This window comes from Paraplanobispora siamensis (genome assembly GCF_016863175.1).
Lineage (GTDB): Bacteria > Actinomycetota > Actinomycetes > Streptosporangiales > Streptosporangiaceae > Planobispora > Planobispora siamensis.
Genome location: NZ_BOOJ01000058.1, coordinates 44,095 through 69,349, shown reverse-complemented (window position 1 = coordinate 69,349; position 25,255 = coordinate 44,095). Strand labels below are relative to the sequence as shown.

Genomic DNA, 25,255 nt, shown 5'->3' with positions numbered 1-25,255 from the left:
GACCTCGATCACTTCGCGATCGAGCGTGCCCTTCACCGCGGAGCGGCCCCCGGCCGCGCCCGCACGCCTCAGGAGACGAACCCGGAGGCGTCGAAGCCGGCCGGCGGAGCGTCGGCATCCCATACCCACCAGCGGTGCGGACCCGGCTCGAAGTCATAGTCCGCCCAGCAGTCGATCAGCGCCTCGGCGCCTCCATCCCGGTCATAGTCACCGGCCCGCACCGGCGTCGCCGCGTAGTAGTCGTGCCCGGGACAGGCGAACGGGCCGATCTCCCGCCGATCGGGCAGACCCCCCGCGAGCAGCTCGATCCGGCGGCCGGCGCGGAAGACCAGATCGTCCCGGCCGTCGCCGTCGAAGTCCCCGATGGCCGGCCACTCCAGCAGGAGCTGCCCGGGTGGCCGGAGCCTCCGGCATCCACTGTCGAGGGGCCGCGGCCCCGCCCCGTCCGCGCCGTGTCATGGTCGCGTCACGGCCGATCCCGCTCACCGGATAACCGGGCACCGCGGGATAGGCGAGCCCGGCCCGGGGTAGCGGGCTGCTCATGACGGACGGCGATCTTCGTCTCCCAAGGTGGGCGGTCACCGGTCTTTTCCTGGTCAACGGGATGGTCCTGGCCAGTTACTACGTCCGCGTCCCGAGCCTGAAGAGCTCCGTCGGCCTGACCGACGGCCGCCTCGGCGTGGTGCTGACCTTCGCCGCCGTGGCGGCGCTGCTCGGCATGCAGTTCGCCGCCGCGTTGAGCGCCCGGTACGGCAGTTCGCTGGTCGCGCGGGTGAGCGCGGTGGCGTTGCCCGTCTCGTTGTCCGTGGTCGGGCTCTCCGGCGGCTTCGTTCCGCTGCTGGCCGCGCTGCTGCTGTTCGGTGCGGTCGGCGGGCTGCTCGACGTGGCGATGAACTCGCAGGCGATCGCGGTCGAGCGGGCGCTGGACCGGCCGGTGATGAACGGCTGCCACGCCGCCTGGAGCCTGGGGTCCATCATCGGGTCGCTGCTCGGCAGCCTGGCCGTCAAGGGGGACGTGCCGCTCACCTGGCACTACCTGCTGCTGGGTGTACCGGTCGTCGTGTTCGCCGCGGTGATCGGCCGGTGGCTGATGCCGGTGGCCGACGGCCGGGCGCCGGAGATGGACGCCGGCGAGCGGCCGGCCGCAGGCCGGCGGAGCGGGTGGAGCCCGGCCGTGGTGCTGTTCGGCGTGATGGGGGCCGCGGTGCTGCTCCTGGAGGGTGCGGTGTCCACCTGGAGCGGCGTCTACCTGCACGAGGACCGCGGCGCCACGCTCGCCGTGGCGTCGCTCGCCTACGTCGGGTTCTCCGCGCTCCAGGCGGCCGGACGGCTGTTCGGGGACCGGCTGCACCGGCGTTTCGGGGCGGTCCGGCTGGTCTTCTGCGGCGGCCTGCTGGCCATCGCCGGGCTCGCGCTGGCGCTCGTGCCGTCACCGGCGGTCGCGATCGCCGGCTTCGCCGTCCTCGGCGCCGGGCTGAGTGTCCTGCTCCCGGTCATCCTCAGCGCGGTGGGGCACAGCAGCGCGCAGCGGTACGGCCCGGCGAGCGTGGCGACGGCGGTCTCCCGCTTCACCACCGTCTCGTACGCGGGCATCCTGCTCGGCCCGGTCGTGGTCGGATGGCTGGCCGAGGGTCTGGGCCTGACCTGGACGCTGGCCGGGCTGCAGGTCCTGCTGGTGGGCGTGGTGCTGCTGGCCCGCAGGACGGCGGCGGCGGATCAGCGGGAACAGGCGCCGGGGCGGACGGGGTAGGCGATCGCCCTGCCCCGGCGGCACCCGGGGCCGGGGTGGAATCCTCGAACGCGAACCGACCGCCGGTGTGCTCACCGGCGGCCGGGATCAGCGGACGGCCGGGGTCAGCGGATCTCGTAGATCGCGGTGGTGCCGCTGATCTCGTTGCCGACCACCAGCAGCGGGCGGCGGGTCGGGCTCTGCGCGGCGGCGATGAACAGCACGCCCTCGGGACCGACGTCCCCGGCGGTCCCGTCCTCGACCGAGCCGGCGAAGTCGCGGGTGTTGACGTAGCCGGCCAGGCGCGGCGCGCGCGGGTCGCTCACGTCGTAGGCGACGACCCCGCCGACGCGCTCCAGCCCCGCGAAGGCGTAGGTACGGCCGCGCACCTCGCCGACGGTGACGCCTTCGGGCTCGGGTCCCTTGTTGTCGCTGCGGCTGTCGGCGGAGCCGTTCTCCTCGTTGTCGGCGTTGAACTGCCCGGGCAGCCGCTGGGCGATCAGCCGCTCCAGCCCGTCGCCCGAGTCCCACACCAGCTGACCGGAGGCGGTGCGGATCGAGATCGAGCGGGCGCCGAAGGCGTGCAGTTCGGTGTAGGCGCCGCTCGCGTCCTTGGGTGAGTCCGCGGCGACGTTCAGGCGGCCGAGCTCGGTGTCCTGCTTCAGCGTGGCGGCGTCGGGGAAGGCCGCGGCCGACAGGTTCAGCGACTTCACCCGGACCTCGTCGGCGTGGCAGTCCCACTCCCGGCCGTCGCCCTCGTTGGCGGTGACGAGATAGGTCCGTCCCCGGTCGCGGAAGTGCGCGACGGCGTCGGGCTGGTACATGCCCTTGACCGGCCGGGACCGGATGTCGGTCCTGCCGTCCTTGTCGGAGGCGTCCATGCCGCTCTTCGACCAGTCCTTGAGGCCGAGCGGGACGACGTCGCGGACCTTGGCCCGGTTCAGGTCCACGATCGCGAGCGCGTTGTTCTCCTGGAGGGTGACGTAGGCGGTGTCCCCGTCCACCGTGACGTACTCCGGCTCCAGGTCCTGGGCGGCCGTCGCGCCCGGCCCGGAGATCCGCACGCCCTCGGCGCGCAGCCGGGCGGCGTCGAAGGCGGCGAAGCCCGCGGTCCGCACCGTCCAGCGGCGCACGTCGATGACGCTGACCGAACCCTCGGGGTCGGCCGCCTTCCCCTCGCAGTAGGACTCCGCCTCGCCCTCGTTGGCGACGACCACCCGGCGGCCGTCCGGGGTGAAGGTCACCATGTCGGGCAGCGCCCCGACGGCCACCTCCTTGAGCTTCTTGCCGGTCCTGGCGCTGAAGAAGGCCACGGTGCCGGGCTCGGTTTTGACGGCGGCCTGCTGGGCCACGGCGACCAGGCCGTCGCGGACCGCGACGCTGTTGGCTCCCGGGGTGGCCAGGGTGGCGACCTTGCGAGGGGCGCGGGGGTCGCGGATGTCGAGCACGTCGACGGTGCCCGCCTGCGCGTTCACGACGAAGACCCTCCGGGTGCGCGCGTCGTAGGCGGTGATCTCCGAGGCGCCCGAGGCGACGATTCCGGTGGTGTGACGGCCGAGGAAGGCCAGCTCGATGTCCCGGTTGCCGGACTCGGCCGCGGCGGGGCCGGTGATGGCGGCGGGCAGGAGGATCAGCCCGCCGACCGCGGCCGCGGTCGCTCGGGCGAGGGTCGTGTTACGCATGAGGCGCATCATCACGTGATTCCATGGCCGGTCACTTACCCGGAGATGACCGGCAGATGAAGGTAGACGACCGGGTACGGCGCTGCGGGCCGTACCGGCCATGTCCGGACAGGCCCGCCGACCACCGGCCGCCGCCTCACCCGCCTGGTTCAGGCGCCCCCCGCCTGATGCGGGCGGCCACCGGCAGGTGGTCGCTGCCGGTGGCGGGCAGGGTCCAGGTGCTGACGGGAACCGCCCCGCGGGTCATGACGTGGTCGATGCGGGCGACGGGCCAGGCAGCGGGCCAGCTGAAGCCGAAACCCTCCTGCGCCGGGACCATCCGGGAGGTGATCGGAGCCAGCCCGCGGTCGTCGAGGGTGCCGTTGAGATCACCCAGCAGAACGATCCCGTCCAGCTCTTCTGCGGCGACGGCCGCGCCCAGCGCGGCGGCGCTCTCGTCCCTCCAGGCGGAACCGAAGCCGTCCGGCAGCCGGAGACGGACCGAGGGCAGATGGGCGACGTACACCGCCATATCACCGAACGGCGTCCGCGCGGTAGCGCGCATCCCCCGGTTCCAGTCTCCCCCGACCCCCGCCGGCCTGATGTCCACCGGCCGCGAGTCCACCAGGGGATGGCGGGACCAGAGCCCGACGGTGCCCACGACCGCGTGGTGGGGATGGTCGGGGGCGAGCACGGCCTCGTAGACGGGCAGGGCCTCGGGCGTCAGCTCCTCCAGCGCGATGAGATCCGCTCCGGCCCGGGCCAGGGCTCGCGCGGTTCCCCCGGGATCGGGGTTCTCGTCGTCGACGTTGTGCTGCACGACGGTCAGGTCGTGAGCCGTCCCACGATCGGCCGGGAAGATCCGCTCGCCGAAGAGGGCGGCCCAGACCGCCGCGGGCAGCACCAGGGACACCGTCGCAAGGGCCGAGCGACGCAGCGACGCCGCCGCCATCAGCACCGGAACGGCCAGACCGGCCCAGGGGAGGAAGGTCTCCAGCAGGCTGCCGAGATTGCCCACGGTGTTGGGCACGACGCCGTGGAAGGCCATCAGCGCGCTCACCAGTACGGCGATCGAGGCGAGGACCCGCCCGCGCGTCCAGAGCGTCCGGCCCGCCGCCTCACCGTCCCGGCGCCCCCGGCCGATGCGGCCCGGGCGCCGCTCCGTGGAGCCGGCCCTCCGATCGTCGATGCTCATGCGTCCGACCGTACGGGTCACCGTCTCCACTCGCGCACCGCCCGGCCGGGGACGGATACCGGGCCTCGGGCGCCCGCCTCCGGCTCGGCCGTCCGGGCGCGGAGTTACCGCCGGTCCCCGGCGTCCTTCACGGGGTGGGCGTAGGCCAGGGCCGTGCCGAGGCACAGCGTCAGCGCGAGCCCCAGCAGGAAGTTGTGGAGGGTGACGCCCAGGCCCATGCCGATCGCGAGACCGGCGGCCATGCCGATGCTCCAGTTGGGGGCGGTGTTCTTCGCCGTGTTCTCGCTGGAGTTCTTCGCGGTGTTCGTCATGGTTCGATCTTCGCGAAGGAGGGTGGGTCCGATGTAGATGTCGAAATCACCAGGGGCGGATGACAAAAGTCATGGCGCCCGCCGTAGATCCGTCTGAGCGGCGGAGCCTTCAGCGGGTCTGCTCGATCAGTGATTTCTCCCGCTCGATTCGCTCGGCCGGGGTGAAGCGACACGGCGATGACGGCCCCGCGGCACATCGGAAAGAAATCACTCAGTTACTCTCGGTTGGAGGCAGGAGTGGTCGCGTCGACTGAGTGAACGCGTCGTGATGAAGGAGGGACGAGCGCGGTGGCGAGCACGCAGCGGGAGGCGGCGCTGGTCAGGCTCCTGGACACCGTCACGGCCGTGGCCGTGAGCGGCGACGATCTGGGGGAGGCGGCGCGCACGGTGCTGGACGCGGTGCGCGAGGCGACCGGCTGGCCGCTCGGGCATCTGTGCGTGCCGGCCGACGACGGCGGGGACTTCGTCTCCTCGGGCCTCTGGGCGGGACCGATCGAGGATTTTCCGGCGTTGCACGAGATCAGCGCCGTGACCCGCTTCGCGCCCGGCGTCGACATCGTCGGCCGGGTCGTGGCCACCGGGCAGCCGGTCTGGTCGCATGATGTCACCGCCGACGCGGTGTTCGTCCGCGCCCGGCGGGGCCGGCCGCCGGAGGTGAGGGCCGCGTTCGCCGTCCCGATCGTGGCCGCCGACGGGGTCGCGGCGGTGCTGGAGTTCTTCTCCGTCCGGTCGGCCGCGCCCGACGAGCTGCTGCTGCGGGTGATGGCCAGCCTCGGTCATCAGCTCGGCCGCATCGTCGACCGGCGCAACGTCCAGGTCACCGTCCAGGCCGGCCGTGACCGGTTGCGGCAGGTCATCGACACCTCGGTGGAGGGCTTCGTCTCCACCGACGCGACCGGGCGCATCACCGAGTGGAACGCCGCGGCGGCGCGCATGTTCGGCCGGTCCCGCGCTCAGGTGCTGGGCCGGCTGGTACACGAGGCGATCGTGCCCGAGCGCTACCGCAGCGCCGATCAGGCCGGCCGGGCCCGGTTCCTGGCCACCGGGAAGTCGAACGTGCTCGGCCGGCGTCTGGAACTGGCCGGCGCGCGGCCCGACGGCAGCGAGTTCCCCATCGAGATCGTGGTGTGGGCCACCCATGAGGACGGCACGTGGGCCTTCCACGCGTTCATCCATGACATCACCGACCGGCACCACGCCCAGCAGGCGCTGCGCCAGGCCTATGAGGCCGAGCAGGCCACCGTGGCGCGCCTGAAGGAGCTGGACACGGTGAAGGACGCCTTCCTGGCCACCGTCTCCCACGAGCTGCGCACGCCGCTGGCCTCGATGATCGGTTACCTGGAGGTCGTGACGGACGCCGAGGCCGGGGTGGTGCAGGCCTCGCCGCCGGGCCGCAAGATGCTGGAGGCGATGATCCGTAACACGGTACGGCTGCAGCACCTGGTCGAGGACCTGCTGGCGATCAACACCCTGAGCGCCGACCGGCTGGACATCACGGCGGTACCGGTGCCGGTCGGCGAGGTCGTCGAGCAGGCGGTGCGCGTCACCGGCGTCGGAGCCCGCGACAGCGGGCACAGCTTCCGGGTGCTCGTCGACCCCGGCCTCGCTCCGCTCGCCGGCGACCGGGATCTGCTGGTGCGGGCGGTCGGCGCGCTGTTGTCGAACGCGGTCAAGTTCTCGGCCGCCGGTACGCCGATCACCGTGCACGCCTCGGCCGACGGCCCGAAGGCGACGATCACGGTCATCGATCACGGGGCCGGCATCGACGCCGACGAGCTGGCGCACGTGTTCGAGCGCTTCTACCGCACCCGCTACGCCGAGGACAACGCCATCCAGGGCATCGGGCTGGGGCTGGCCATCACCAAGGCGATCGCCGAGGCGCACGGCGGCACCGTCACCGCGGCCACGATCCCGGGCCGGGGCTCGACCTTCACCCTCACCCTGCCGATCTGGACGTCAGGCCCGGACGCCGACCGGCCCGACCCGCTGCCCGACGGAACCGATCCCCGGCATGGGTGAGGGAACGGCGAGGTCGCGCCGCCGATGGGCGTGGTTGCGCAGCGGCCGTGCGTGGCCGCTGCCGACGGCGCTGCTGGTGACCCTGCTCGGGGCGGGCGCCTCGGCGGCGGCCGGTGCCGCGCTGCACCAGGCCCAGCACCGCACCAGCGCCCAGGCGATGGACCAGCGCGCCGTCCTGACCCGTCTGACCGTTCAGGCCGAGACCCGTCGCTACGCCGACACGCTGGCCGCGACGGCCGCCGCGGCCGGGGCGCTCGACGAGCTCACCGCCGACGCCTTCGCCCAGATCACCGCGTCGCTACCGGAGCTGTCCCTGCCCGGCGCCACCTCGATCACGTTCCTGGTGGCGGCCACCGACATCCAGATCCCCCGGGTGCAGGCCCGGTGGCGCACCCGCGGCGTGCCGGATCTGACCTTGCGCACCGACGGCCGCGGACACGGACGCGAACACACCTTCGTCATCTTCAACCGGCCGCTGCAGCCGGGCGCCCAGCCGGCACCCGGGCTCGAGGCCGGCCAAGTGCCGGAACTGGACCGCGCCCTGCAGGAGGCCCGCTACACCCAACACGTCACCGTCTCCGACACCTACCACCTGCTCATCGACCGGCATCTGCCCCCGGAGCGGCGTCAGAGATCGCTGGTGATGGTCGCCCCGGTGCACGAGCCCGCCGGCGAAGGCGGCGCCTTCATCGGCTGGGTGGCGATGGGCCTGCGCGGCCAGGACTTCGCCGCCGCCGCCCTGCGGCACATCGCCGCGGACCGCATCGACGTGCTGCTGTCGGCCCGCCAGTCCGACGGCCGCCTGGTGCCGGTGGCGGCCATCACCGCGGCAGGAGCGCAACACCCCCCGCACGATCTGCACCGCACCGCGGCGATCCAGGTGGGCCAGCGCTCCTGGCAGCTGCGCATCGCCGCCTCCAGCGGCGCCCTGCCCGGCGCCACCAGTGCGCTCCCGGCCCTGGCCGCGGCCGGGGGAAGCGCGCTGAGCCTGCTGCTGGGCGCGCTGGTGTTCACCCTGGCCAGCGGCCGGGCCGGAGCCCGTGCGCAGGTGGAGCAGGCCACCACCGCGCTGCGGGCCGAGCATGCCGCGCTGCGCTCCGCCCGCGACGAGCTGGCCGCGCACGAGGCCTACCTGACGCAGGTCCTGGACACCATCGAGGTCACCGTCGTCACCTGCGACGCCGAGGGGACCATCGTGCACCTCAACGAGGTCGCCCGCGCCGCACTGCCGTCCTTCCCTCCCCGGACCGCGACGGAACTGGCCCGCCACCTCCCGCTCCTGCGCACCGACGCCACCCCGCTGCCGGTGGAGCAGAGTCCGCTGATGCGGGCCCTGGACGGGCACGACGTCGACAACCTGGAGGCGGCGGTGCTGCTGCCCGACGGCACCCGGCGGATCCTGATGCTGCACGCCCGCCCGCTGCGGCACACCGGCGGGCGCCTCATCGGCGCGGTCGTCTCCTCCTACGACATCACCGAGCTGCGCGAGCACCAGGCCGAACTGCAGGCCTTCGCCGGGATCGTGGCCCACGACCTCAAACGACCCCTGAGCACGGTGGCCGGCTTCGCCGAACTGGCCCGCGACGATCTCGACGGCCCGCTCGAGCGGCGGCCCGAACACGATCCCGTCGCGGCTCTGGCAGCCGGGCAGGCCCGCTACCTGGACCGGATCCTGGCCGGGGTGGCGCAGATGAACCACCTGATCGAGGATCTGCTGGCCTACGCCGCCGCCCGTAACGCCGAACTGCAGCCCCGCCGCATCGACCTGAACGGCCTGGTCGGTGAGATCGTCGGGGAGCACCTGGCCGCCGTCGCCGCCGACCCGGCCGCCCCGCCGCCGCAGGTGCGCATCGACCCGCTGCCGGAGGTCTACGCCGATGCGACCCTGGTGCGGCGGCTGGTCGACAATCTGGTCGGCAACGCGATCAAGTACACCCCGCCCGGCCAGGCCGCCCGCGTGGAGGTCACCACCTGGGCTGCCGCGGAGGGCCGGGTGGGCATCCAGGTGGCCGACCGGGGAATCGGCATCCCGCCGGACGAGCATCAGGCGATCTTCACCAGCTTCCACCGCGCCGCCGAGGCCGCCGAGACCTACAGCGGCACCGGTCTGGGCCTGGCGATCTGCCAGCGCATCGTGCAGCGTCACGGCGGCACCATCACCGCTGCCGACAATCCCGGCGGCGGCGCCCGCTTCACCTTCACTCTGCCCGCCGTACCCGCCACTCCCGAGTGATGCTACGGACCGCAGAGGAGCCTCGGCATCCGGTCGGCCGGTCCGTCCGGCGCGCCGGATGCCGCACGGGGCAGCCGGCGCATCAACAGACTCAGCCGCTGCAGCACGGGCGAGGGATCGACGATGAGCAGACCGCCGCCCGCCGCCGCCAGGGCGGTGTGCACGCCGGCCAGCGCGTCGAACCCCGTCCCGTCGCAAAAGCGCAGGCCGGTGGCGGCCAGCACCAGATGGCGGATGCCACGGCCGGGCAGCGGCGCCAGCACCGCCTCCAGCAGGGCGACGGTGCTGACGTCCAGTGCTCCCTCCACCTCGACCACGGCCGCATCCTGGTGTACGGCGGCCAACCGCACCGACAGCTCCATGCCGGTCCTCGCCTCATCCGGCTCAGAATCCGATGCGCCGACCTGCCGCGATCGCAGGCTGCAGGCATCACTCGACGGCACCAAGAGGGCTCACCTCCGCAGACATGGCGAAAAGGCGGCCGCGTCTCTGGACCACCCCTACCTCTACCCGTACCGGCGGGCCTAACCATCTCCTGGGGCGTGTCAGGCTGGAGGGGACACCGGGGCACCTGCAATCCCGCATCCGTCGCTTCCGCGCCCGTCCAGCCGGTGACCTCTGAAATCCACCTCCTCGAAAGCGCAGACACGCATGTCCTCGCCCCACCCGGCCCCATCCGATCCGGCCCGGCCGGACGCGCTGCTGGCGCTGCTGCTGTCCACCGACACCTTCGAGGCGTTCCTGCACGAGCTGGCCCTGCTGGCGGTGGCCGACCTCCCGCCGGACAGCAGGTGCGGCATCACCGTCACCCGCGACCAGCGGGCGGCCACCATCGCCAGCAGCGACGAGCTGACGGTGGCCGTCGACCGCATCCAGTACCGCACCGGCCAGGGCCCGTGCCTGGACACCCTGGCCACCGGTCAGATCCACTACATCGCCGACACGTGCGCCGAGCAGCGCTGGCCGGCGTTCTGCCCCGAGGCCCTGGCCCACGGGGTGCGCTCGTGCCTGGCGCTGCCCATGCGCGGGCCGGGCGCGATCGTGGGCGGCTTCAACCTCTACAGCACCCACCCCGAGGCCTTCGACGCGGACATCCAGGACCGGATGAGGATCTTCGCCGGCACCGCCGCCGGCGCGGTCGCCCTGGGACTGCACCTGGCCGACCAGTCCCGCACCGCCGCCGACCTGCGCACCACGCTGGCCTCCCGCAGCGTCATCGACCAGGCGATCGGCATCGTGATGGCCCAGCAGCGCTGCCCGGCCGACCAGGCCTTCAGCCTGCTGAGCCGGGCTTCGCAGAACCGCAACCTCAAAGTCCGCGACCTGGCCGCCGAGATCGTCACCGCGGTCGGCGGGCTGCCGCCGGACACCGGCGCCTTCGACCTTCCGGACTGAGACCGGCCCTGACGCCGCCGGCCGTACCCCGTCCGGCGACAGCCGGCGGCGCGCAGGGGTGTCTCCGCATCGCCAAAGGCGCGATGAAACACTGGTGGGGCACAGGTCCGCAGCCTGACCGGGGGAGGAGAGCGGGCGTGAGCGACAGGCAGCTGTTTCCGAATATGCGGGTGGACGACCTGCTGGAAGAACTACAGGATCGGCTCAGGACGCTGATGGCGGCGCGGGACCGGATCCACGCGCTGCTGGAGGCGGTGGTCTCCATCGGCCGGGACCTGGACCTGGAGACGGTGCTGCGGCGGATCACCGAGGCCGCCGTCACTCTGGTCGAGGCCCGTTACGGGGCACTGGGGGTGATCGGCAAGGGGGGCACGCTGAAGCGCTTCATCCCAGTGGGCCTCACCGAGGAGGAGATCGCACAGATCGACCACTGGCCGCACGGCAAGGGCCTGCTCGGGCTGCTTATCAGAGAGCCCGAGACGCTGCGGCTGGCGCACATCGCCGGCCATCCCGCCTCCTACGGTTTCCCGCAGGGCCATCCGCCGATGGACAGCTTCCTGGGCGTTCCGATCATGGTCCGCGAGGAGGTGTTCGGCAATCTGTACCTGACCGAGAAGACCGGGGGCAGGCCCTTCGACGCCGACGACGAGGCGGTGGTCACCGCGCTGGCCACCGCCGCGGGCGTGGCGATCGAGAACGCCCGCCTGTATGAGGAGACCCGGCGCCGCGAGGCCGAACTGCACGTCTTCGCCGGTGTCGTCGCCCACGACCTCAAGCGCCCGCTCACCACGATCCAGGGCTTCAGCGAGATGGTGCACCAGGACATCGCCCAGGACCCCGGCCAGGAGAGGAACGCCGAGTGCCTGGAGCGGGTGACCAGGGCCGCCGGGCAGATGAGCCGGTTGATCGACGACCTGCTCACCTACGCCACCGCGCGCGACACCACGCTGAACTGTGCCGCCGTCGATCTGAACGCGCTGGTACGCGAGATCGTCGACGAGCACGTGGCCGGGGCCCGCGCCGAGGCTGGCCCGGTCCCGCAGGTGCACATCGATCAGCTTCCCGTCGTGCATGCCGACCTGCCGCTGGTCCGCCAGCTGCTCGGCAATCTGATCGGCAACGCGATCAAATACACGCGGCCCGGCCATCCCGCCCACCTCGACATCACCGCCACCACCGTCGCCACCGACAAGGGCCGCGCCCGCATCGAGATCGCCGACCGCGGCATAGGGATCCCGCCCGGCGAGCACAAAGCGATCTTCACCGGGTTCCACCGGGCGGCCGCCGCCTACAGCGGGACCGGTCTGGGACTGGCGATCTGCCAGCGGGTCGTCGAACGGCACGGGGGCACCATCACCGCCAGCGACAACCCCGGCGGCGGCGCCCGTTTCACCTTCACCCTGCCCGCCGTGGGCGATCCTCGGTCCTCAAGGTGATTCGGTGCCGGGTCGTGCCGGGGCGACGGCCGCGGGTGCGCGGTGAGGGGAAGTCGAAGGTCATCTCATCGCTGCGGATGCAGTTCCACGGAGATGTACGGCGACAGCGCGTGCAGGAAGTCGGCCGCGTCGAAGATCTCACCGGCGGAGACGACACCGGCCGTCCTGGTCCGCCCCGTGAGGATGCGTTCGACCGCTTCTGCCACGAGTGGCGCGGTGACGGCGTAGATGTCCCGCCCCCTGGCCACGGCGCGCCGTTCACCGCCGCCGGAGCGCACGACGACGTCGACGAGGAAGGTCTGCGCCGAGCGTCCCAGCTCGTCGGCCGGCACCGGCGCCGGGGTGTCCGGGGCAGCGACCTCCCCGGCCGCCTCGACGGTCATGTAGGTGCGCACCTCGGGGATGGACAGGTGGCTGGGAACGGTGACGACGTCGGCCATCGAGAACTCCCCGATGACGGCCCGGGGACCCATCGGCTCGGGGAAGGCCCACTCCAGGGTCGGCGCGGCGTCGTCACGGTACTCCAGCCGGCCGTCCGTGTAACGGACGCGCCGCCCGTCGCGCCGCTGCCGGGAGACCACGCCCGAGGCGCGCGTCCCGGCGGTGGGGTGCCAGCTGTTCAGCCCGTAGGCGATGTGCGCCTCGTCGGCCGTCGTCCAGTCGCCCATCGCGGCGGTGACCAGCAGGTCGCCGAGGCCGCCGTAGAAGGCCATCGCCGGGACGATCACCGCTCCCGCGGCGCGGGCACGATCGGCGAAGTGGCTGAACGTGTCGGCGTTGGCCTCGATCTCGGCCGCCACGTCCACATACGGGATCCCGGCGCGCAGTGCCGCCTCGATCACGGGGGCGGCCGTCACGGCGAAGGGCCCGGCACAGTTGATCACGGCCGCCGTACCGGCCAGCGCGCGGTCGAGCGAGGCCGGGTCGTCGACCGACGCCGGGCGGGCCTCCAGCCCGGACTCGTAGGCCAGCGCCTTCAGCTTGTCGGCGTCGCGCCCGGACAGGAGCGGGACGAATCCGCGCTCCCGCAGCCGCGCCACCACGAAGCGTCCGGTGTGCCCGTACGCGCCGAACACCGCCACCGTGGACCCCGATGTCATGACTTCTCCCCTTGCGCTCAATGATCTGTCGCGATCTGTTGCGCCCATCCTTCCGAGGCCGGGCGCCCCGGACGAGTGTCCGGAACGCCATTACCCATACAATTTCGGACATGCCCGCTAAGGCCGTTCGGCTATGAAGCCCCCGAACGGCCAGAACTCCAGGTCGTTCTCGCCGGGGAACGCCCGGAACGAGGGGAACCCGGCGTCGGTCAGCGAGTACGCCCACTCCTGCTGGGTGAGGTAGCCGACGTTGACGCGGCGCGGGGGATCCAGGACCGCCCGGTTGTAGCTGTGCAGGCTGGTCTGCAGGACCTCGCAGGGGAAGAACACGCCGGGCCGGGTGCGGTTGCCCGAGGTGAAGGTGAGCCAGCCGCCGGGCTTCAGGATGCGGTGGCAGGAGCGCAGCACCTCGTGGAGGTTCTCCACGTCGTGCAGGACGTTCTCCAGGATGATCAGGTCGGCCGAACCGTCCCGCAGGTAGGGCACGTCGTCGTAGGAGTCCAGGTCGTCGAGGTCGACCCGGTCGAAGGAGGTGACGGCCAGCAGCTCCGGCGCCTCCTCCTGGAGCATCTGCCTGGCGCCGCGCATGAGCTCGCGGCTGATGTCGGTGAAGCCGTAGTGCCGGATCGCCCTGGCCCGCTCCCGGAAGCCCTCGATCTGCAGGGCGGCGCGGATGGTGGCTCCGACGCCGGCGCCGCCCTCGAACACCACGATGGGGTCGCCCGCGCGCAGGCGCTGGTCCAGCACGCGGGCCACGAGGCTGTTGCAGGTCTGCTTGGGCGCCACGTCGACCATGAGGTACTCCCAGATGCGCCAGGTCTCCGCGACGCCGATCCGCTCCTCCATGGCGGCCAGCCCGTCGCGGCCCCGCAGGACGTCCCCGGCCACCGACTCGACGGCGCGCAGCGCGACCATGGTGGCCGTGTCCGGCGACGACACCCCGGCGAGATAGGCGTCCTCGGGGGTCTGGGCGCGCCTTTCCAGTTCGGGGGTGGGGCGGTAGACGTAGCCGTCGCGGACCAGGTCGCCGCGGTCGGCGAGATACTCGATCAGGCGCTTGCGGAAGAAGTGCGGCTGCCGCTCCGAGCCGGTGGACGGCGGCGGGGCCTCCGGGTCGTGCACGGCCTCGCCCGTCGCGAAGAGATGCCGCATGGCGATGCGCGAGAGCACCAGCGCGGCCTCGTGCCTGATGCGTTCGAGCTTGACCGTGTACTCGGGCGTGCAGATGTCGCTGATGTCGATCGCCGAGATGTCGGCGCGCGTCGCTTCCTGAACCGGCTGAGTCATGACGTGACCTCCGTGTCTGCTGATCCGAGCCACTCCACGGCGGCGTCGACGACCGCGCCGGGCCGGTGCGCCCAGCGGAAGTGGTGTGTCCTGTCCAGCCCGACGTCCTCGGGTGGGATCTCCGCCCATGCGACCCTGGCCGACCGGAGCCTGGCGGCGAGATGCTCCGAGCAGGATTCGGGGACGTAGCGGTCCCCGGGCAGTACGACGAACAGCGCGGGGACCGTGGAGCGGGCCAGGGCCGCCTCGTAGTCGACCCGGCTGCCGTGAACGAGGTAGGCGCCGTGCACGGCGTCGTGCATCCAGTCGCGGACCACGCCGCGGGACTCCTTGCCCGCGAAGGGCAGCCAGCCGGGCAGATAGCCGTGCAGTGCGGTGGCGAGCCGGATGATCTGCAGGCCCAGGAACCTGGCCGGCCTGCGTATCCCGGCCACGCGGCCGTACCAGCTCGTCCCGGTGGCCACGAGCACGGTGGCGGCCACGTGCGGCGACGTCGCGGCGTGCAGCACGCTCAGATGACCGCCGAGGCTGTGGCCGAACAACGTGACCCGCTCGGTGCCGAACTCCCGGCGCAGCACGTCGACGATCTCCGGCAGCTCGGTCTCGAGCATCTCGGCGTAGCCGAACGTGGTCGAGCGCGACGGGCGGACCGAGCTGCCGCCGTTGCCGCGCAGGTCGGCCAGCACCGCGGTGTACCCGCGCGCGGCGAGCTCGGCGGCGACCGCCGTGTAGTAGCTCGCCCGCACGCCCATCGCGGGCAGGCAGAGCACCACCGGCGCGTCCTTCCCGGCGGACCGGAAGACCACGAGTTCGCTCGTGTTGCCGTCGGTGAAGCTCACGCGGAGGCGCTGCGGTGCCCGCCGGTGATCGGTCATGGTCATCTCAGGGCCACCTCGATGTCGGAGAAGAGCCGTCGTTCGTCATGGGCGAGTCCGATGCGGTCCACCGCCTGCCGGCGCAGGCCGGCGTCCGCGGGCTGGGACTCGCCCAGCCGTACGGCGATGCGTCGCAGGCACAGCAGCAGCCACGCCCCGGTGGCGTGGAAGTCGTCGCGGCGCCGCCCGTACAGCCAGGCCGAGGCGCAGGCCGCCGCGGCGTCCGCAAGGGCGTCACCGGGCGACGGCGACGTCCCCCCGTGTGAGGCGATCCCGGTCAGGCGATCGAGCAGCTCCAGCAGGCGGGGGGCGTACGGTCCCGGCAGGCCCTCCTGGCGGATGAGGGCGCGGGCCCGCGCGAGAGGGTCGCCGTCGCCGTCACCGGACCCGTCCGCCGCGGGCTCCCCCAGCCACGCCAGCTCGGGCGGGACCGGGACGAACGGGTCGGGCGGCAGCTCGTCCGGCGGCGCGGCGGGCGCGAGGTCCCCGGAGTCGGTCAGGGCGGTCACCACGGCCACGTCGCGGCGCATCTTCTCCACGATGCCGTGCCAGTGCTCGGTGGCGCAGTACGCCCGCGCGCCCAGCACGATCGCCAGGGACTCCACGCCGTCACCGGCCAGTTCCGGCACCAGGTCGCCGGCGCGCGCCGAGAGCGCGGGGAAGCGGTGCGGGTCCGTGCGCGCGGCGCGGCACAGCCCGTGGCAGAGGGCCTCGCCGATGAGCAGGTCCGCGTATACGTCGGTCAGGCGGACGGCGACCGGTTCGAGCTCCAGGATCGGCGCGCCGTACAGCCGCCGGGAGCGTGCGAACGCCACGACCGCGCGCAGGCAGGTGTCCAGCCCGCCGAGGGCCAGGCCGGCGACCGTCAGCCGCGCCACCGGCAGGGTCCGCGCGGTGGTCTCCAGTCCCTGCCCCGGCGGGCCCACCATCTCGGCCGGGCCCGCGGGGAAATCCGACAGGGTGAGGCGGCCCAGTGCCGAACCGCGCAGGCCGTGGGTCTCGTACGCGGGGTCCGACCGCCAGTGCCCGCCGCGGTCCGCCTCCCGCAGCAGCAGGAACGCGGTGACGCCGGCGCCGGTGCGGGCGAGCAGGGTCGTGCCCGCGGCGTGCCCGTCGTGGCCGGCGAGCGTGGTCCTGCCGCTCAGACGCCACGCGTGCCCGGCCCCGGCCAGGGTCTCGAACCGGGTGTCGGCCATGATGTCCACGCCGTGCTCGGCCTCGCCCATCGTCAGCCCCAGCAACTCGTGCCGGCGCAGCAGCGCGGCGACCGCCCGGCGCTGGGCGGGCGTGCCGCACTGCCAGACGGGCAGGCCCGCCAGGAAACCGGCCGCGATCACCGACGCCGCGGTGAGGTCGCGCCGCGCCAGGACGCGGAACAGGGCCAGGCAGTCATCCAGGGACCGCAGCCGGCCGCCCGAGGCGGCGGGGGTCAGGTACTCGGCCAGCCCCCACGAGAACGCGGCGTCGCGCAGGTGCTGGGGGAACCTGCCCTCCCTGTCGGTCGCGACGGCGGCGTGGAAGGAGGCGGGACTGCGTTCGTCCATGGGGTCGCCGAGAGCCCGGTCGAGCTGAGCGGCCGTGCCCAGGGCGGCCTCGATGGTCTGGTCCATGTGCCCGCCCCTTCAGGCCGGTCGTGACAGCGACAGCGCCGAGCGGCCCGCGTGGCGCATGGCGAGATCCAGGAACAGGCTCTCGGTCGTCTCGCGCCGCGGGGGGGCGCCGGGACGCAGCAGCGATTCCACGCCCGCTGCGCGCCAGTGCGCGGGCCCCGACCGGGCGAGGCAGACCGCGGCGAAGGTGCGCGCGTACCGCTCGCCGACCCGCAGTCCGTCCTCGGATCGCGGGTCCACGTCCCGGTGCGCGTCCGCGAGCAGGTCGCGGCCCGCCTGCCGGAGCAGCGCGGCGGCGCGCGCGGATCCCGCCTCACGCTCCAGGTCCGCGCAGGCGCCGTCCAGGCCGGCGGTGACGGGATCGAAGTCGCTCGCCGTACCCAGTGCCGCAAGTCCCGAGGGGTACGGCGGCGGCGCGAAAGCCGGCTGGAACACCTCGTCGGCCGCGCGCGGGTCGACCCCCGGCTCGGTCAGGCACGACACCTGGGCCGCCAGCGAGCTGAGCACGACCGGCTCGCTGCCGTCGAACAGGCTGAACAGCCGCGTGTCGCGCACGAGCTTGTCGTAGATGCCGTACCAGTGGTCCTGGCGCAGCAGGTAGCGCGCCCCGAGCACACCGGCCAGCCGGCGCAGCCGCTGTTCGGCCAGGTGCGGCACGAGATACTTGGCGACCGCCGAGGCCACCGGGGCCAGGGCGGGCAGGTGCTGCAGGATCCGCACGCAGCAGGTGGCCAGCGTCTCGGCCACGCGCAGGTCCAGGTCGGCGGCGGCGAGCTCCGCGCGGACGTGCGGCAGGTCGATCGCCCGCCCCTGCCGTACGTGACGGTGGCGCAGGACGTCGAACGCGCAGCGCAGCCCGGTGTCGAACGCGCCCAGGCTCAGGCCGGGCACCAGCGTGCGGATGGTGATCAGGGAGCGGATCGTGAGATCCAGCCCGCGGCCGGGCCGCCCCAGGACGGCCGACGACGGCACGAACGCGTTCAGGAACCGCATTCCCGCGATGTCCGCGCCCCTGATCCCGTGCGTGTGGATCCTCGGCAGCAACTCGTAGCTGCCGGCCGGCAGCCGTTCCATGTCCACCAGCAGCAGGGTCAGCGAGCGCAGCCCGGTCAGGGAGGGCTCGCGCACGAGCAGGCAGACGAACCGGGCCAGCCGGATGTTGTTGATCACCCATTTGGCGCCGTCGAGCACGTACCCGCCGCTCACGCGCCGCGCGGTGAGGTCGCTCGACAGCAGGTCGGCGCCCTTGTCGAACTCGGTCAGCGCCAGCGACATCCACTGGCCGCGCAGGACGGCGTCGGCGTATTCCCGCTGCTGGGCGGGCGTCCCCGCAAGCCACACCGGCGTGCCGGAGGCCCAGGGGGAGTTCGCGATCACGGCCACGGTCGGATCGCGGCGCGCCACCACCCTGCCGACGGCCAGCAACTCCTCCAGGGAGGTCAACCGGCCGCCGAGCGAGGCGGGCACCAGATGGGCCGGATAGCCCCATGCCCGTAGCCGGTCGAGCGAGCTGTGCGGCCAGCGTTCGGCGTGGTCGCCCGCCATCGCGGCGCCGAACGTGAGAGGGCCGGTGGGCCGGTGCGGGTCGCCGAGGGTCGACTCCAGCTCCTCCGCGGCGGGGAAACGGTTCATGCGGCGCTCCTGACGCGTTCTTCCGCGGTCACGTGCTCCAGGACCCGGTCAAGCGTGCCGGCGAGCAGACGGTCGCGCATGAGGAGGCGCTGGAACTTGCCGCTGGTGGTGCGCAGCAGCCCGCCCCTGCCCAGGAGCACGACGTCGACGGAGGCGCCGCCCAGCTCACCGGCCGCCGCCGCCCTGAGGTCGGAGACGAGCCGCCCGTGGGGTGGCCGCGCGGTGGCGGCCTCGGCCAGCACCGCGATGCGCTCGGGCCGGCCGAGGCCGTGGTCGGCCGGCAGCACGACCGCGACGGCCCGCCCGCGGTGCAGTCCCGCCACCCGGCGGACACCGGCCTCGACGTCCTCCGGGTAGTAGTTGCGCCCGCCGAGAATGATCATTTCCTTGCGCCGTCCCGTGACGTGCAGCGCCGGACCGGCCAGGTAGCCGAGGTCTCCCGTGGGGCACCAGCCTCCGGCCGGAAGGGGCGCCTGCCCGTGATAGCCGCGCGTCACCGGCTCGCCCCGGACCTCGATGTCGCCGACGACCCTCTCGCCCGCCTCGACGCCGTCCTTGACGATCCGCACCTCGAGGCCGGGCGCGGGCACGCCGCAGCTCACGATGCCGCGCGCCGCGGGGGCACCCCGGCCGGCGGGCTCGGCCCGCCCCGCGTTGTTGAGCAGATCGCGATCGACCCAGTCGATTCGGGCCTCCTGCCCGGCGGGGGTGAAGGTGACCGCGAGGGTGGCCTCGGCCAGGCCGTAGCACGGGGTCATGGCGCGGGGGTCGAGCCCGGCGGGCGCGAAGCGCTCCTGGAAGGCGGCGATCAGCTCGGGGGCTATCGGCTCGGCGCCGTTGAGCATGACCCGCACCGCGGACAGGTCGAAGCCGGGCACATCCTCCGGGGGGACGGAGTCGAGCAGGTGACCGTAGCCGAAGGCCGGACCCACGTAGACGGTGGCGCGCAGATCGCAGAACCAGCGCAGCCAGTCCTCCGGCCGCTTGACGAAGTCCTGCGGCTCGGAGACGTGGACCGCGACGCCGCCGCCGATCGCCGCCAGCGTGGAGAACAGCCCCATGTCGTGGGAGAGGGGCAGCCAGTGACAGGTCACGTCACCGGCCCGCGCGTCGACCCCCCGCTGGATGGCGCGCAGACCGGCCAGCACGTTGCGATGGGTCAGCGCGACGCCGCGGGGCGCCGAGGTGCTGCCGGAGGTGTACTGGATCAGCGCGAGGTCGTCCTCCCCCGCCTGCGGCGGCTCCAGGACGTCGCCGTTGACGTCACCGTCACCGTCGCCGGGCGGGCAGGCGTGCGGGCCGGTGAGCCGGGAGAACGGCACGACCCGCAGGCCGGGCACCAGCTCGGCCAGAGGCTCGGCGTACGGGTCGTCGATGACGGCGAACCGCGCGCCGCTGTCGGCCAGCACGTGCCGCATCCGGGTCAGGAACGCCCTGGTGAGCCCGGTGGAGACGGCGAGGGGGACCATCACCGCGCCCGCGAGCGCGATGCCGCCGGTCACCCGGAGGAAATCCACCGGCGACTGCAGGAGGACGGCCACCGGCGCGGCGGGCTCCACGCCGAGGGACCGCAGCCGCACGGCCGCGAGGCGGCCGTCGCGGACCAGCTCGCGGAAGGTCAGGCGCCGGCCGGGGCGGAAGGTGCCGACGACCTGAGCGGGGTGCGACTCGAACGCGCGGACGAACATCTCACCCAGCGTCCGCACCCCCGCCGGGAGGAGCGCGCTCAAGCGACTTTCTCCTGTTCCTGTACGCATAGCCGGTGGATCTCGTCGGCGATCTCGCTCAGGGTCCCGGTGCGGAACAGCACCTCGTTGTCGAGCTCGATGCCGAACGTGCGCTCGATCCGCCCGGCGATCCGCAGCAGCTTGATGGACTCGACGAGGCTCAGGTCGGTGATCCTGGCGTCGTCGGTGATGGTGCTCTCGGGAATCTGGAGTACGCGGGCCACGATGCCTTTCAGGGCATGGGAAACCGCCTGGTGCGTGAGTTGGCCTGCCATTGATAACCCCATTCCAAGTGCCATGCGGTGAGCGAGGCCAACGTAACCAGGGAATTTAGCCGTTCCAACCCCTAACAAATGCGACCCCTAGACGACATCCGCCTCTGCCTGCGCGAACGCCCGGTTTGGAATTGTCATAGGGGTGGCCGTACGGCGTTGTCCCGTGCATACTGGTATCCAGCGATAAAACCATCGGACAAACGCTCCGGAACGGCATCCGGCGAATGATGAATCAAAATCGTCCACGGGACGTCGAGGACGTCATCCTGCGCAGGAGTCGCGTCCTCGGGTGGGCAGATCATCCTTGATCATCTGATTCCGCATGTTCCGCCGGCTTCCTCGGGTCCGAGAGTGGCCAGGAGCCTGCGGGCCTCGTCTCCGCCGAACGCGGTGACGGCGGCCCGGCCGATCCGGTCCAGTTCCGGCCCTGGGGGGCTGCCGGGCGCGAAGGTCTCCTCGTCGCGGATGATCACTTCGACGTCGTCGAGGATGCGCCGCTGCTCTGCCGTCAGCTCGGTGTGCGTGGCGCGGTATCGGGACAGCTGCTCCAGCCAAAGCCGGCTGCGCGTCCGCGATGAGAGCCGAGCGTAGATCGAGCGTCTGCGGGCCATGGGATGGGCGATGAATTCGTCGTAGGTCTCGGGGAGGCGGCCGTCACCGCCTGTAGTGGGATGCTGTTCTTCGTGCATAATCTCCTACCGGAACGAGAAAAGCTTTCTCCGACTATTTCAGGAAATGTCGGCTGTCGCAGGTGTAATTCGGCGGGCGCCGCCCTGATCCGCTCGCTGCCTGATCCGCTCGCTGCCTGATCCGCCCGCCGCCTGATCCGCCCGCTGTCAGCGGGTCGCGCGGACTCGTTGCCGGCGATGCCGGTCGACACTCTTACCGGACTCGGTGACCTGCGCCTTTCAGGTGGCTCGAAGCCGTATCAGAGCGGTGTCAGGTCCGTGTTAGGCCTCAGGGCCACAGTTCTCGGCATGGACACCGCAACGCGGCCCCCGGCCGACCCCCGAGACGCCCAGCCGACAGGCTTCGTCGCCAAGCTCCTCGCCGACCGTCACTCCGTCCCGTTCTCCGTCGCACTGCACCTGGTGCCCGGCGCGCTTATTGTCGCCGTCTACGCGTTCGTCGCCGCTCCCCTGGTCCGGGCGATGGACTTCCCGATCTTCATGGCCTGGGCCGTCGCCCTTGCGGTTGTGCTCTTCCCGCTCCAGCTGTTCCTGCTGTGGCTGGGCAGGAAGCAGACCGGCCGCTTCACGATGAAGGGCGTCGTCCGCTACCGCGACAGGCCGCTCTCGCGCGGCAAGGTCTTCTGGCTCGGGGCCGCGTGCCTGGTGTGGATGACCGCGGTCTCGCTCGCGCTGACCCCGCTGGACGCCGTCGTCTACGACTGGTTGTTCACCTGGGTGGACTATCAGGGCGCCGGCCCCGAAGGCACGGCCTATCTCCAGGGCTACTCCCAGGAGCGCGTGCTCACCACACTGCTCATCTGCGCGCCGTTCACCGGCTTCGCCCTGCCCCTGCTCGAGGAGTACTACTTCCGCGGCTTCCTGCTGCCCCGCCTTCCGCAGCTCGGCAGGTGGGCCCCGTTCTTCAACACCTTCCTCTTCTCGGTGTACCACTTCTGGGCGCCCTGGACGGTCCTGTCGAAGCTCGTCTTCCTCTACCCGGGCGTCTGGCTCGCCTGGAGGAAGCAGGACATCCGCATCTCGATCATCATGCACCCCGGCTCGGCGCTCCTGATGACCGTGACCGGCGTCATCGCCCTCGCCTCCGGCGCCTACTCGATGTGAGACCGCCCAGATGAAGGGCGCCCTCCGCCGGCCGAATGCGTCTGCATATTGACGAAAGACAAGTCACGAAGAAGGGCGAGAAGCGCACCGTCGCCTCTCGCCCTTCTTTTCGATCCTGACACAACAGAATTCAGATAACTCATGACTCTTTTTCCTGCCGAAAATCAACTACGTCTTCTGGCGGCACACGGGCTCGACATACGGTTCGGCGCCCAGTGGGTCAGCATCGAAGATGGCCATGAAGTGGCCCGACGTCTGGGCTTCCCCGCGGAGACGATACAGACGTGCGACTTTCGAACCGCTATGCGATCATACGATCCCGTGGGCCCTGCGCAGCGGGTTTGGATCACGTCGCACGCACCCGGCCGGTCCCATGTGCTTCTCCTCAGCGGCGGGCAAGCCTCGTCCGCGGAGGAGCTCAGCCGCCATGGCCGGCGCGTGTTCGAACTTTCCCACGTCGGCGGAATCGAGGAACTCGATGAGCCGATCTACATCCGCGACGGTGAATACAAGCGCCGATTCGTTCGGGAAACAGTCCGAGGGCGCGGGTGCGCTCTCGGGCCTGCTCGCATGGATCGATGCTGCCCACATAGACGTACTGGTCGTAGCCGACATGGACGAAGAAGCGGCCCGCCGCCTCCAGGCGGCACCAGGCGCCGTTGTCGCGCAGCATGGCCCGCACCAATTCCAGGCCCGACCGGCCGATCGACAGCGCCACCGGCGGGTGGACGGCGAGCCCGTGTCCCCCGCAACCGAGTACCCCGGCCCCGGCTGGAAGCGGCTACGCCGGGCCGACCTCGCGCAACGTGGCGGCGACCCGATCGAAGTGGTACGGCTGCCCTGGGCTCCATGACCGGAAGCCTGTTGTTTGCACAGTCCCTTTAGGGGACTGCCCTGCGACAGGCCTTACGATGATCAGATGCGGATCGATCTTGTGACGATCGTCGTGGACGACTACGACAGGGCGATCACGTTCTTCGTCGAGGCCCTGGGCTTCGACCTGGTCGAAGACTCACCGTCGCTGACGAACGACGGGCGCCCGAAGCGGTGGGTCGTCGTGCGGCCGCCCGGAGGCGGAACCGGCATCCTGCTCGCCCGTGCGGACGGCGAACGCCAGGCCGGCGCCGTCGGGAACCAGGTCGCCGGGCGGGTGGGGTTCTTCCTGCGGGTGGACGACTTCGAAGCCGCCTACCGGCGGATGACAGCGGCCGGCGTCGTGTTCGTCACCGCGCCGCGGGACCAGCCGTACGGGCGGATCGCCGTGTTCACCGACATCGCCGGCAACCGATGGGACCTGCTCGGCCCGCCCGAGAGGTCCTGACACGCCCCCGCCGGGCCGGAGAAGCCGGAACACCCCGACGGCCGCCGACGGCGCAGAGGTGACGGATCGCATCCTCTGACCGGTGCCATACGACCGGGACTGAGCCCTCCATCGGCTTCGATGGGCTGTCACCGGTTCGAAGGCTCCTGCGGGCGCGGCGGAGTCCGGCCGGCCGCAGCGGCGAAGCGGGTCATCAACTCGGCGAAGGTCTCGCGCTCTTCGGGGCTCCAGCCGTGCAGCAGAGTCTGCAGGCGATCGGTGCGGTAGGCACGGGCGCGCTCGTGCAGAGCGCGGCCGGCGTCGGTGAGGGTCAGCACGGTGTGGCGCCGGCTGGCAGCCGAGCTCTGCCGTACCACCACCCGGTGGGCCACGGCGCGATCGACCAGGCGGCTGGCGGTCGAAGGGCTGACGGCCAGCGCCCGCGCCACCACGCCGATGCTGATCCCGCCGGAGTCGCCGTCCGGGATGCCGGTGGCCACGGCATCGACGATGAGCAGGGTCGACAGCTCCACGCGCCGGTCACCGTCGGGAACCGCGGCGGGGGCCTCGAAAAACCGCCGCAGCGCCAGCAGGGCGCGGTCGAGCCGGTCGACGGGATCGGCCGGGGAGATCGGGCTGTCGGGCATGTCGTCCGCCATCACAGGTGTACTATACAAACGTCGCCACGTATGTATAATACAAATGTTGCACGTCGAAAGGTTGGAGGGCGGGATGAGCCAGATCCTCATAACGGGGGCGAGCGGCACCATCGGCCGTGTCGTCACCCGACAGCTGATCGAGACGGGAGCACCGGTGCGCCTGGCGCGCCGCCCGGCCGAGCTCACCGCCTCCCACCCGCACCCCGCCGGCGCAGGCAGCATGGACGGATCGGATTCCGTACAGCAGGTGGCCTTCGATTTCGCCGATCCGGCGAGCTGGCCGGCGGCCTTCACCGGTGTCGAGACGATGTTCCTGCTCCGCCCGCCGGCCATCGCCGACGTGCGCCGTGACCTGATCCCCGCCGTGGCCGCCGCCCGGGAAGCCGGCGTGCGGCATGTGGTGTTCCTGTCGCTGCAGGGCGCCGAACACAACCGTCTGGTACCGCACGCAGCCGTCGAGAAGTGGCTGCGCGCCTCGGACATGGCCTGGACGTTCATCCGGCCCTCGTTCTTCTGCCAGAACCTGTCGTCCACCCACGCATCCGACATCCGCGACCACGATGTGATCATGGTCCCGGCCGGCAGCGGCGCCACCGCCTTCGTCGACGCCGAAGACGTGGGCGCGGTCGCCGCGGCCGCGCTGCGCGATCCGGCCGCGCACGCCGGCCGGGCCTGGACGGTGACCGGCCCGCGGGCGCTGACCTATGAGCAGGTCGCCCACATCCTCACCCGCGAGCTCGACCGGCCGATCCGCTACACCCGGCCTCATCTGGCCGCCTACGCCCGCCACGCCCGCACCGCCCTGCGCATGTCCTGGCCCATGGTCGCGGTGACCGCCGCGATCTACACCACCGCGCGGCTCGGCCTGGCCGCCGGCCTGACCGACGACGTGCGCGCCGTACTGGGCCGCGACCCGATCGATTTCTCCGCCTTCGCCCACCGGGAGCGCGCCGCCTGGACGCGTCCCGGAACCTGACCCTTTCGCCCCCGCACCCCTTTCGGGGCCGCCCGCAGGAGA

Annotated in this window: 23 protein-coding genes and 1 pseudogene; 9 read left to right on the top strand and 15 right to left on the bottom strand. The window is 72.2% G+C overall.

Translation table 11 applies throughout. From position 1 onward, the window contains the following. Nucleotides 1–68: 68 nt before the first annotated feature. Nucleotides 69–380: an FG-GAP-like repeat-containing protein gene (locus Psi01_RS44620; protein WP_373872525.1), complete on the bottom strand. Its 312-nt coding sequence runs from the start codon at nt 378–380 to the stop codon at nt 69–71. A gap of 161 nt (nt 381–541) precedes the next feature. Here Psi01_RS44620 and Psi01_RS32930 point away from each other — a divergent pair, with 161 nt between their 5' ends. Further along, nucleotides 542–1,750, top strand: coding sequence for an MFS transporter (locus Psi01_RS32930; RefSeq protein WP_204068046.1), 1,209 nt, complete (start codon nt 542–544; stop codon nt 1,748–1,750). Between the two features lie 104 nt (nt 1,751–1,854). On the opposite strand, the gene Psi01_RS32925 is transcribed toward Psi01_RS32930, so the two are convergent. The 3 genes from Psi01_RS32925 to Psi01_RS32915 form a co-directional block, all read right to left on the bottom strand. Next, nucleotides 1,855–3,411: a choice-of-anchor I family protein gene (locus Psi01_RS32925; protein ID WP_204068045.1), complete on the bottom strand. Its 1,557-nt coding sequence runs from the start codon at nt 3,409–3,411 to the stop codon at nt 1,855–1,857. A 136-nt stretch (nt 3,412–3,547) separates the two neighbouring features. Then, entirely contained in the window at nt 3,548–4,585 is a 1,038-nt protein-coding gene (locus Psi01_RS32920; RefSeq protein ID WP_239128198.1) for an endonuclease/exonuclease/phosphatase family protein, read from the bottom strand. 104 nt (nt 4,586–4,689) lie between these two features. Beyond that, nucleotides 4,690–4,896, bottom strand: a complete 207-nt coding sequence (locus tag Psi01_RS32915; RefSeq protein WP_204068043.1) for a hypothetical protein — start codon at nt 4,894–4,896, stop codon at nt 4,690–4,692. A 288-nt stretch (nt 4,897–5,184) separates the two neighbouring features. On the opposite strand from Psi01_RS32915, the gene Psi01_RS32910 reads away from it, so the two are divergent. Beyond that, on the top strand, nt 5,185–6,915 hold the full coding sequence (locus Psi01_RS32910) for an ATP-binding protein (RefSeq protein WP_204068042.1): 1,731 nt from the start codon (nt 5,185–5,187) through the stop codon (nt 6,913–6,915). Next, complete coding sequence (locus Psi01_RS32905; RefSeq protein ID WP_204068041.1) at nt 6,908–9,148, top strand: ATP-binding protein; 2,241 nt, start codon at nt 6,908–6,910, stop codon at nt 9,146–9,148. Before Psi01_RS32910 ends, Psi01_RS32905 begins: the two co-directional genes overlap by 8 nt. Before the next feature lie 2 nt (nt 9,149–9,150). On the opposite strand, the gene Psi01_RS32900 is transcribed toward Psi01_RS32905, so the two are convergent. After that, complete coding sequence (locus Psi01_RS32900; RefSeq protein ID WP_204068040.1) at nt 9,151–9,510, bottom strand: STAS domain-containing protein; 360 nt, start codon at nt 9,508–9,510, stop codon at nt 9,151–9,153. A gap of 289 nt (nt 9,511–9,799) precedes the next feature. On the opposite strand from Psi01_RS32900, the gene Psi01_RS32895 reads away from it, so the two are divergent. From Psi01_RS32895 to Psi01_RS44615, 3 genes and pseudogenes are all read left to right on the top strand, one after another. After that, entirely contained in the window at nt 9,800–10,543 is a 744-nt protein-coding gene (locus Psi01_RS32895; RefSeq protein ID WP_204068039.1) for a GAF and ANTAR domain-containing protein, read from the top strand. A 164-nt stretch (nt 10,544–10,707) separates the two neighbouring features. Continuing rightward, nucleotides 10,708–11,466 (top strand): annotated as a pseudogene (locus Psi01_RS43680) (GAF domain-containing protein); the annotation flags it as partial. An 81-nt stretch (nt 11,467–11,547) separates the two neighbouring features. Continuing rightward, on the top strand, nt 11,548–11,979 hold the full coding sequence (locus Psi01_RS44615) for a sensor histidine kinase (protein ID WP_373872524.1): 432 nt from the start codon (nt 11,548–11,550) through the stop codon (nt 11,977–11,979). Nucleotides 11,980–12,044: 65 nt separating this feature from the next. Here the strand turns inward: Psi01_RS44615 and Psi01_RS32885 are convergent, their stop codons facing one another. From Psi01_RS32885 to Psi01_RS32850, 8 genes are all read right to left on the bottom strand, one after another. Further along, entirely contained in the window at nt 12,045–13,079 is a 1,035-nt protein-coding gene (locus tag Psi01_RS32885; RefSeq protein ID WP_204068037.1) for a saccharopine dehydrogenase family protein, read from the bottom strand. A 117-nt stretch (nt 13,080–13,196) separates the two neighbouring features. Beyond that, nucleotides 13,197–14,366: a class I SAM-dependent methyltransferase gene (locus Psi01_RS32880; RefSeq protein WP_204068036.1), complete on the bottom strand. Its 1,170-nt coding sequence runs from the start codon at nt 14,364–14,366 to the stop codon at nt 13,197–13,199. Further along, a complete protein-coding gene (locus Psi01_RS32875) occupies nt 14,363–15,247 on the bottom strand; it encodes an alpha/beta hydrolase family protein (RefSeq protein WP_204068035.1) in 885 nt (294 codons plus the stop codon). The genes Psi01_RS32880 and Psi01_RS32875 overlap by 4 nt, the downstream gene beginning before the upstream one ends. Then, on the bottom strand, nt 15,244–16,851 hold the full coding sequence (locus Psi01_RS32870; RefSeq protein ID WP_204068034.1) for an acyl-CoA dehydrogenase family protein: 1,608 nt from the start codon (nt 16,849–16,851) through the stop codon (nt 15,244–15,246). Before Psi01_RS32870 ends, Psi01_RS32875 begins: the two co-directional genes overlap by 4 nt. 12 nt (nt 16,852–16,863) lie before the next feature. Continuing rightward, nucleotides 16,864–18,483: an acyl-CoA dehydrogenase family protein gene (locus Psi01_RS32865; RefSeq protein ID WP_204068033.1), complete on the bottom strand. Its 1,620-nt coding sequence runs from the start codon at nt 18,481–18,483 to the stop codon at nt 16,864–16,866. After that, a complete protein-coding gene (locus tag Psi01_RS32860; RefSeq protein ID WP_204068032.1) occupies nt 18,480–20,213 on the bottom strand; it encodes an AMP-binding protein in 1,734 nt (577 codons plus the stop codon). Before Psi01_RS32860 ends, Psi01_RS32865 begins: the two co-directional genes overlap by 4 nt. After that, complete coding sequence (locus Psi01_RS32855) at nt 20,210–20,485, bottom strand: acyl carrier protein (protein WP_275424627.1); 276 nt, start codon at nt 20,483–20,485, stop codon at nt 20,210–20,212. Before Psi01_RS32855 ends, Psi01_RS32860 begins: the two co-directional genes overlap by 4 nt. A gap of 308 nt (nt 20,486–20,793) precedes the next feature. Continuing rightward, the gene (locus Psi01_RS32850; RefSeq protein ID WP_204068030.1) at nt 20,794–21,174 is read right to left on the bottom strand and encodes a bacteriocin fulvocin C-related protein; all 381 of its coding nucleotides are present in this window, start codon (nt 21,172–21,174) and stop codon (nt 20,794–20,796) included. Between the two features lie 288 nt (nt 21,175–21,462). Here Psi01_RS32850 and Psi01_RS32845 point away from each other — a divergent pair, with 288 nt between their 5' ends. Continuing rightward, entirely contained in the window at nt 21,463–22,278 is an 816-nt protein-coding gene (locus tag Psi01_RS32845; protein ID WP_204068029.1) for a CPBP family intramembrane glutamic endopeptidase, read from the top strand. A gap of 418 nt (nt 22,279–22,696) precedes the next feature. Here the strand turns inward: Psi01_RS32845 and Psi01_RS32840 are convergent, their stop codons facing one another. Continuing rightward, nucleotides 22,697–22,996, bottom strand: coding sequence for a hypothetical protein (locus Psi01_RS32840; protein WP_204068028.1), 300 nt, complete (start codon nt 22,994–22,996; stop codon nt 22,697–22,699). Between the two features lie 201 nt (nt 22,997–23,197). On the opposite strand from Psi01_RS32840, the gene Psi01_RS32835 reads away from it, so the two are divergent. Further along, on the top strand, nt 23,198–23,599 hold the full coding sequence (locus Psi01_RS32835; RefSeq protein ID WP_204068027.1) for a VOC family protein: 402 nt from the start codon (nt 23,198–23,200) through the stop codon (nt 23,597–23,599). A gap of 128 nt (nt 23,600–23,727) precedes the next feature. Here the strand turns inward: Psi01_RS32835 and Psi01_RS32830 are convergent, their stop codons facing one another. After that, nucleotides 23,728–24,237: a MarR family winged helix-turn-helix transcriptional regulator gene (locus tag Psi01_RS32830; protein WP_239128209.1), complete on the bottom strand. Its 510-nt coding sequence runs from the start codon at nt 24,235–24,237 to the stop codon at nt 23,728–23,730. 73 nt (nt 24,238–24,310) lie between these two features. Here Psi01_RS32830 and Psi01_RS32825 point away from each other — a divergent pair, with 73 nt between their 5' ends. Beyond that, a complete protein-coding gene (locus Psi01_RS32825; protein WP_204068025.1) occupies nt 24,311–25,213 on the top strand; it encodes an NmrA family NAD(P)-binding protein in 903 nt (300 codons plus the stop codon). Nucleotides 25,214–25,255: the final 42 nt, after the last annotated feature.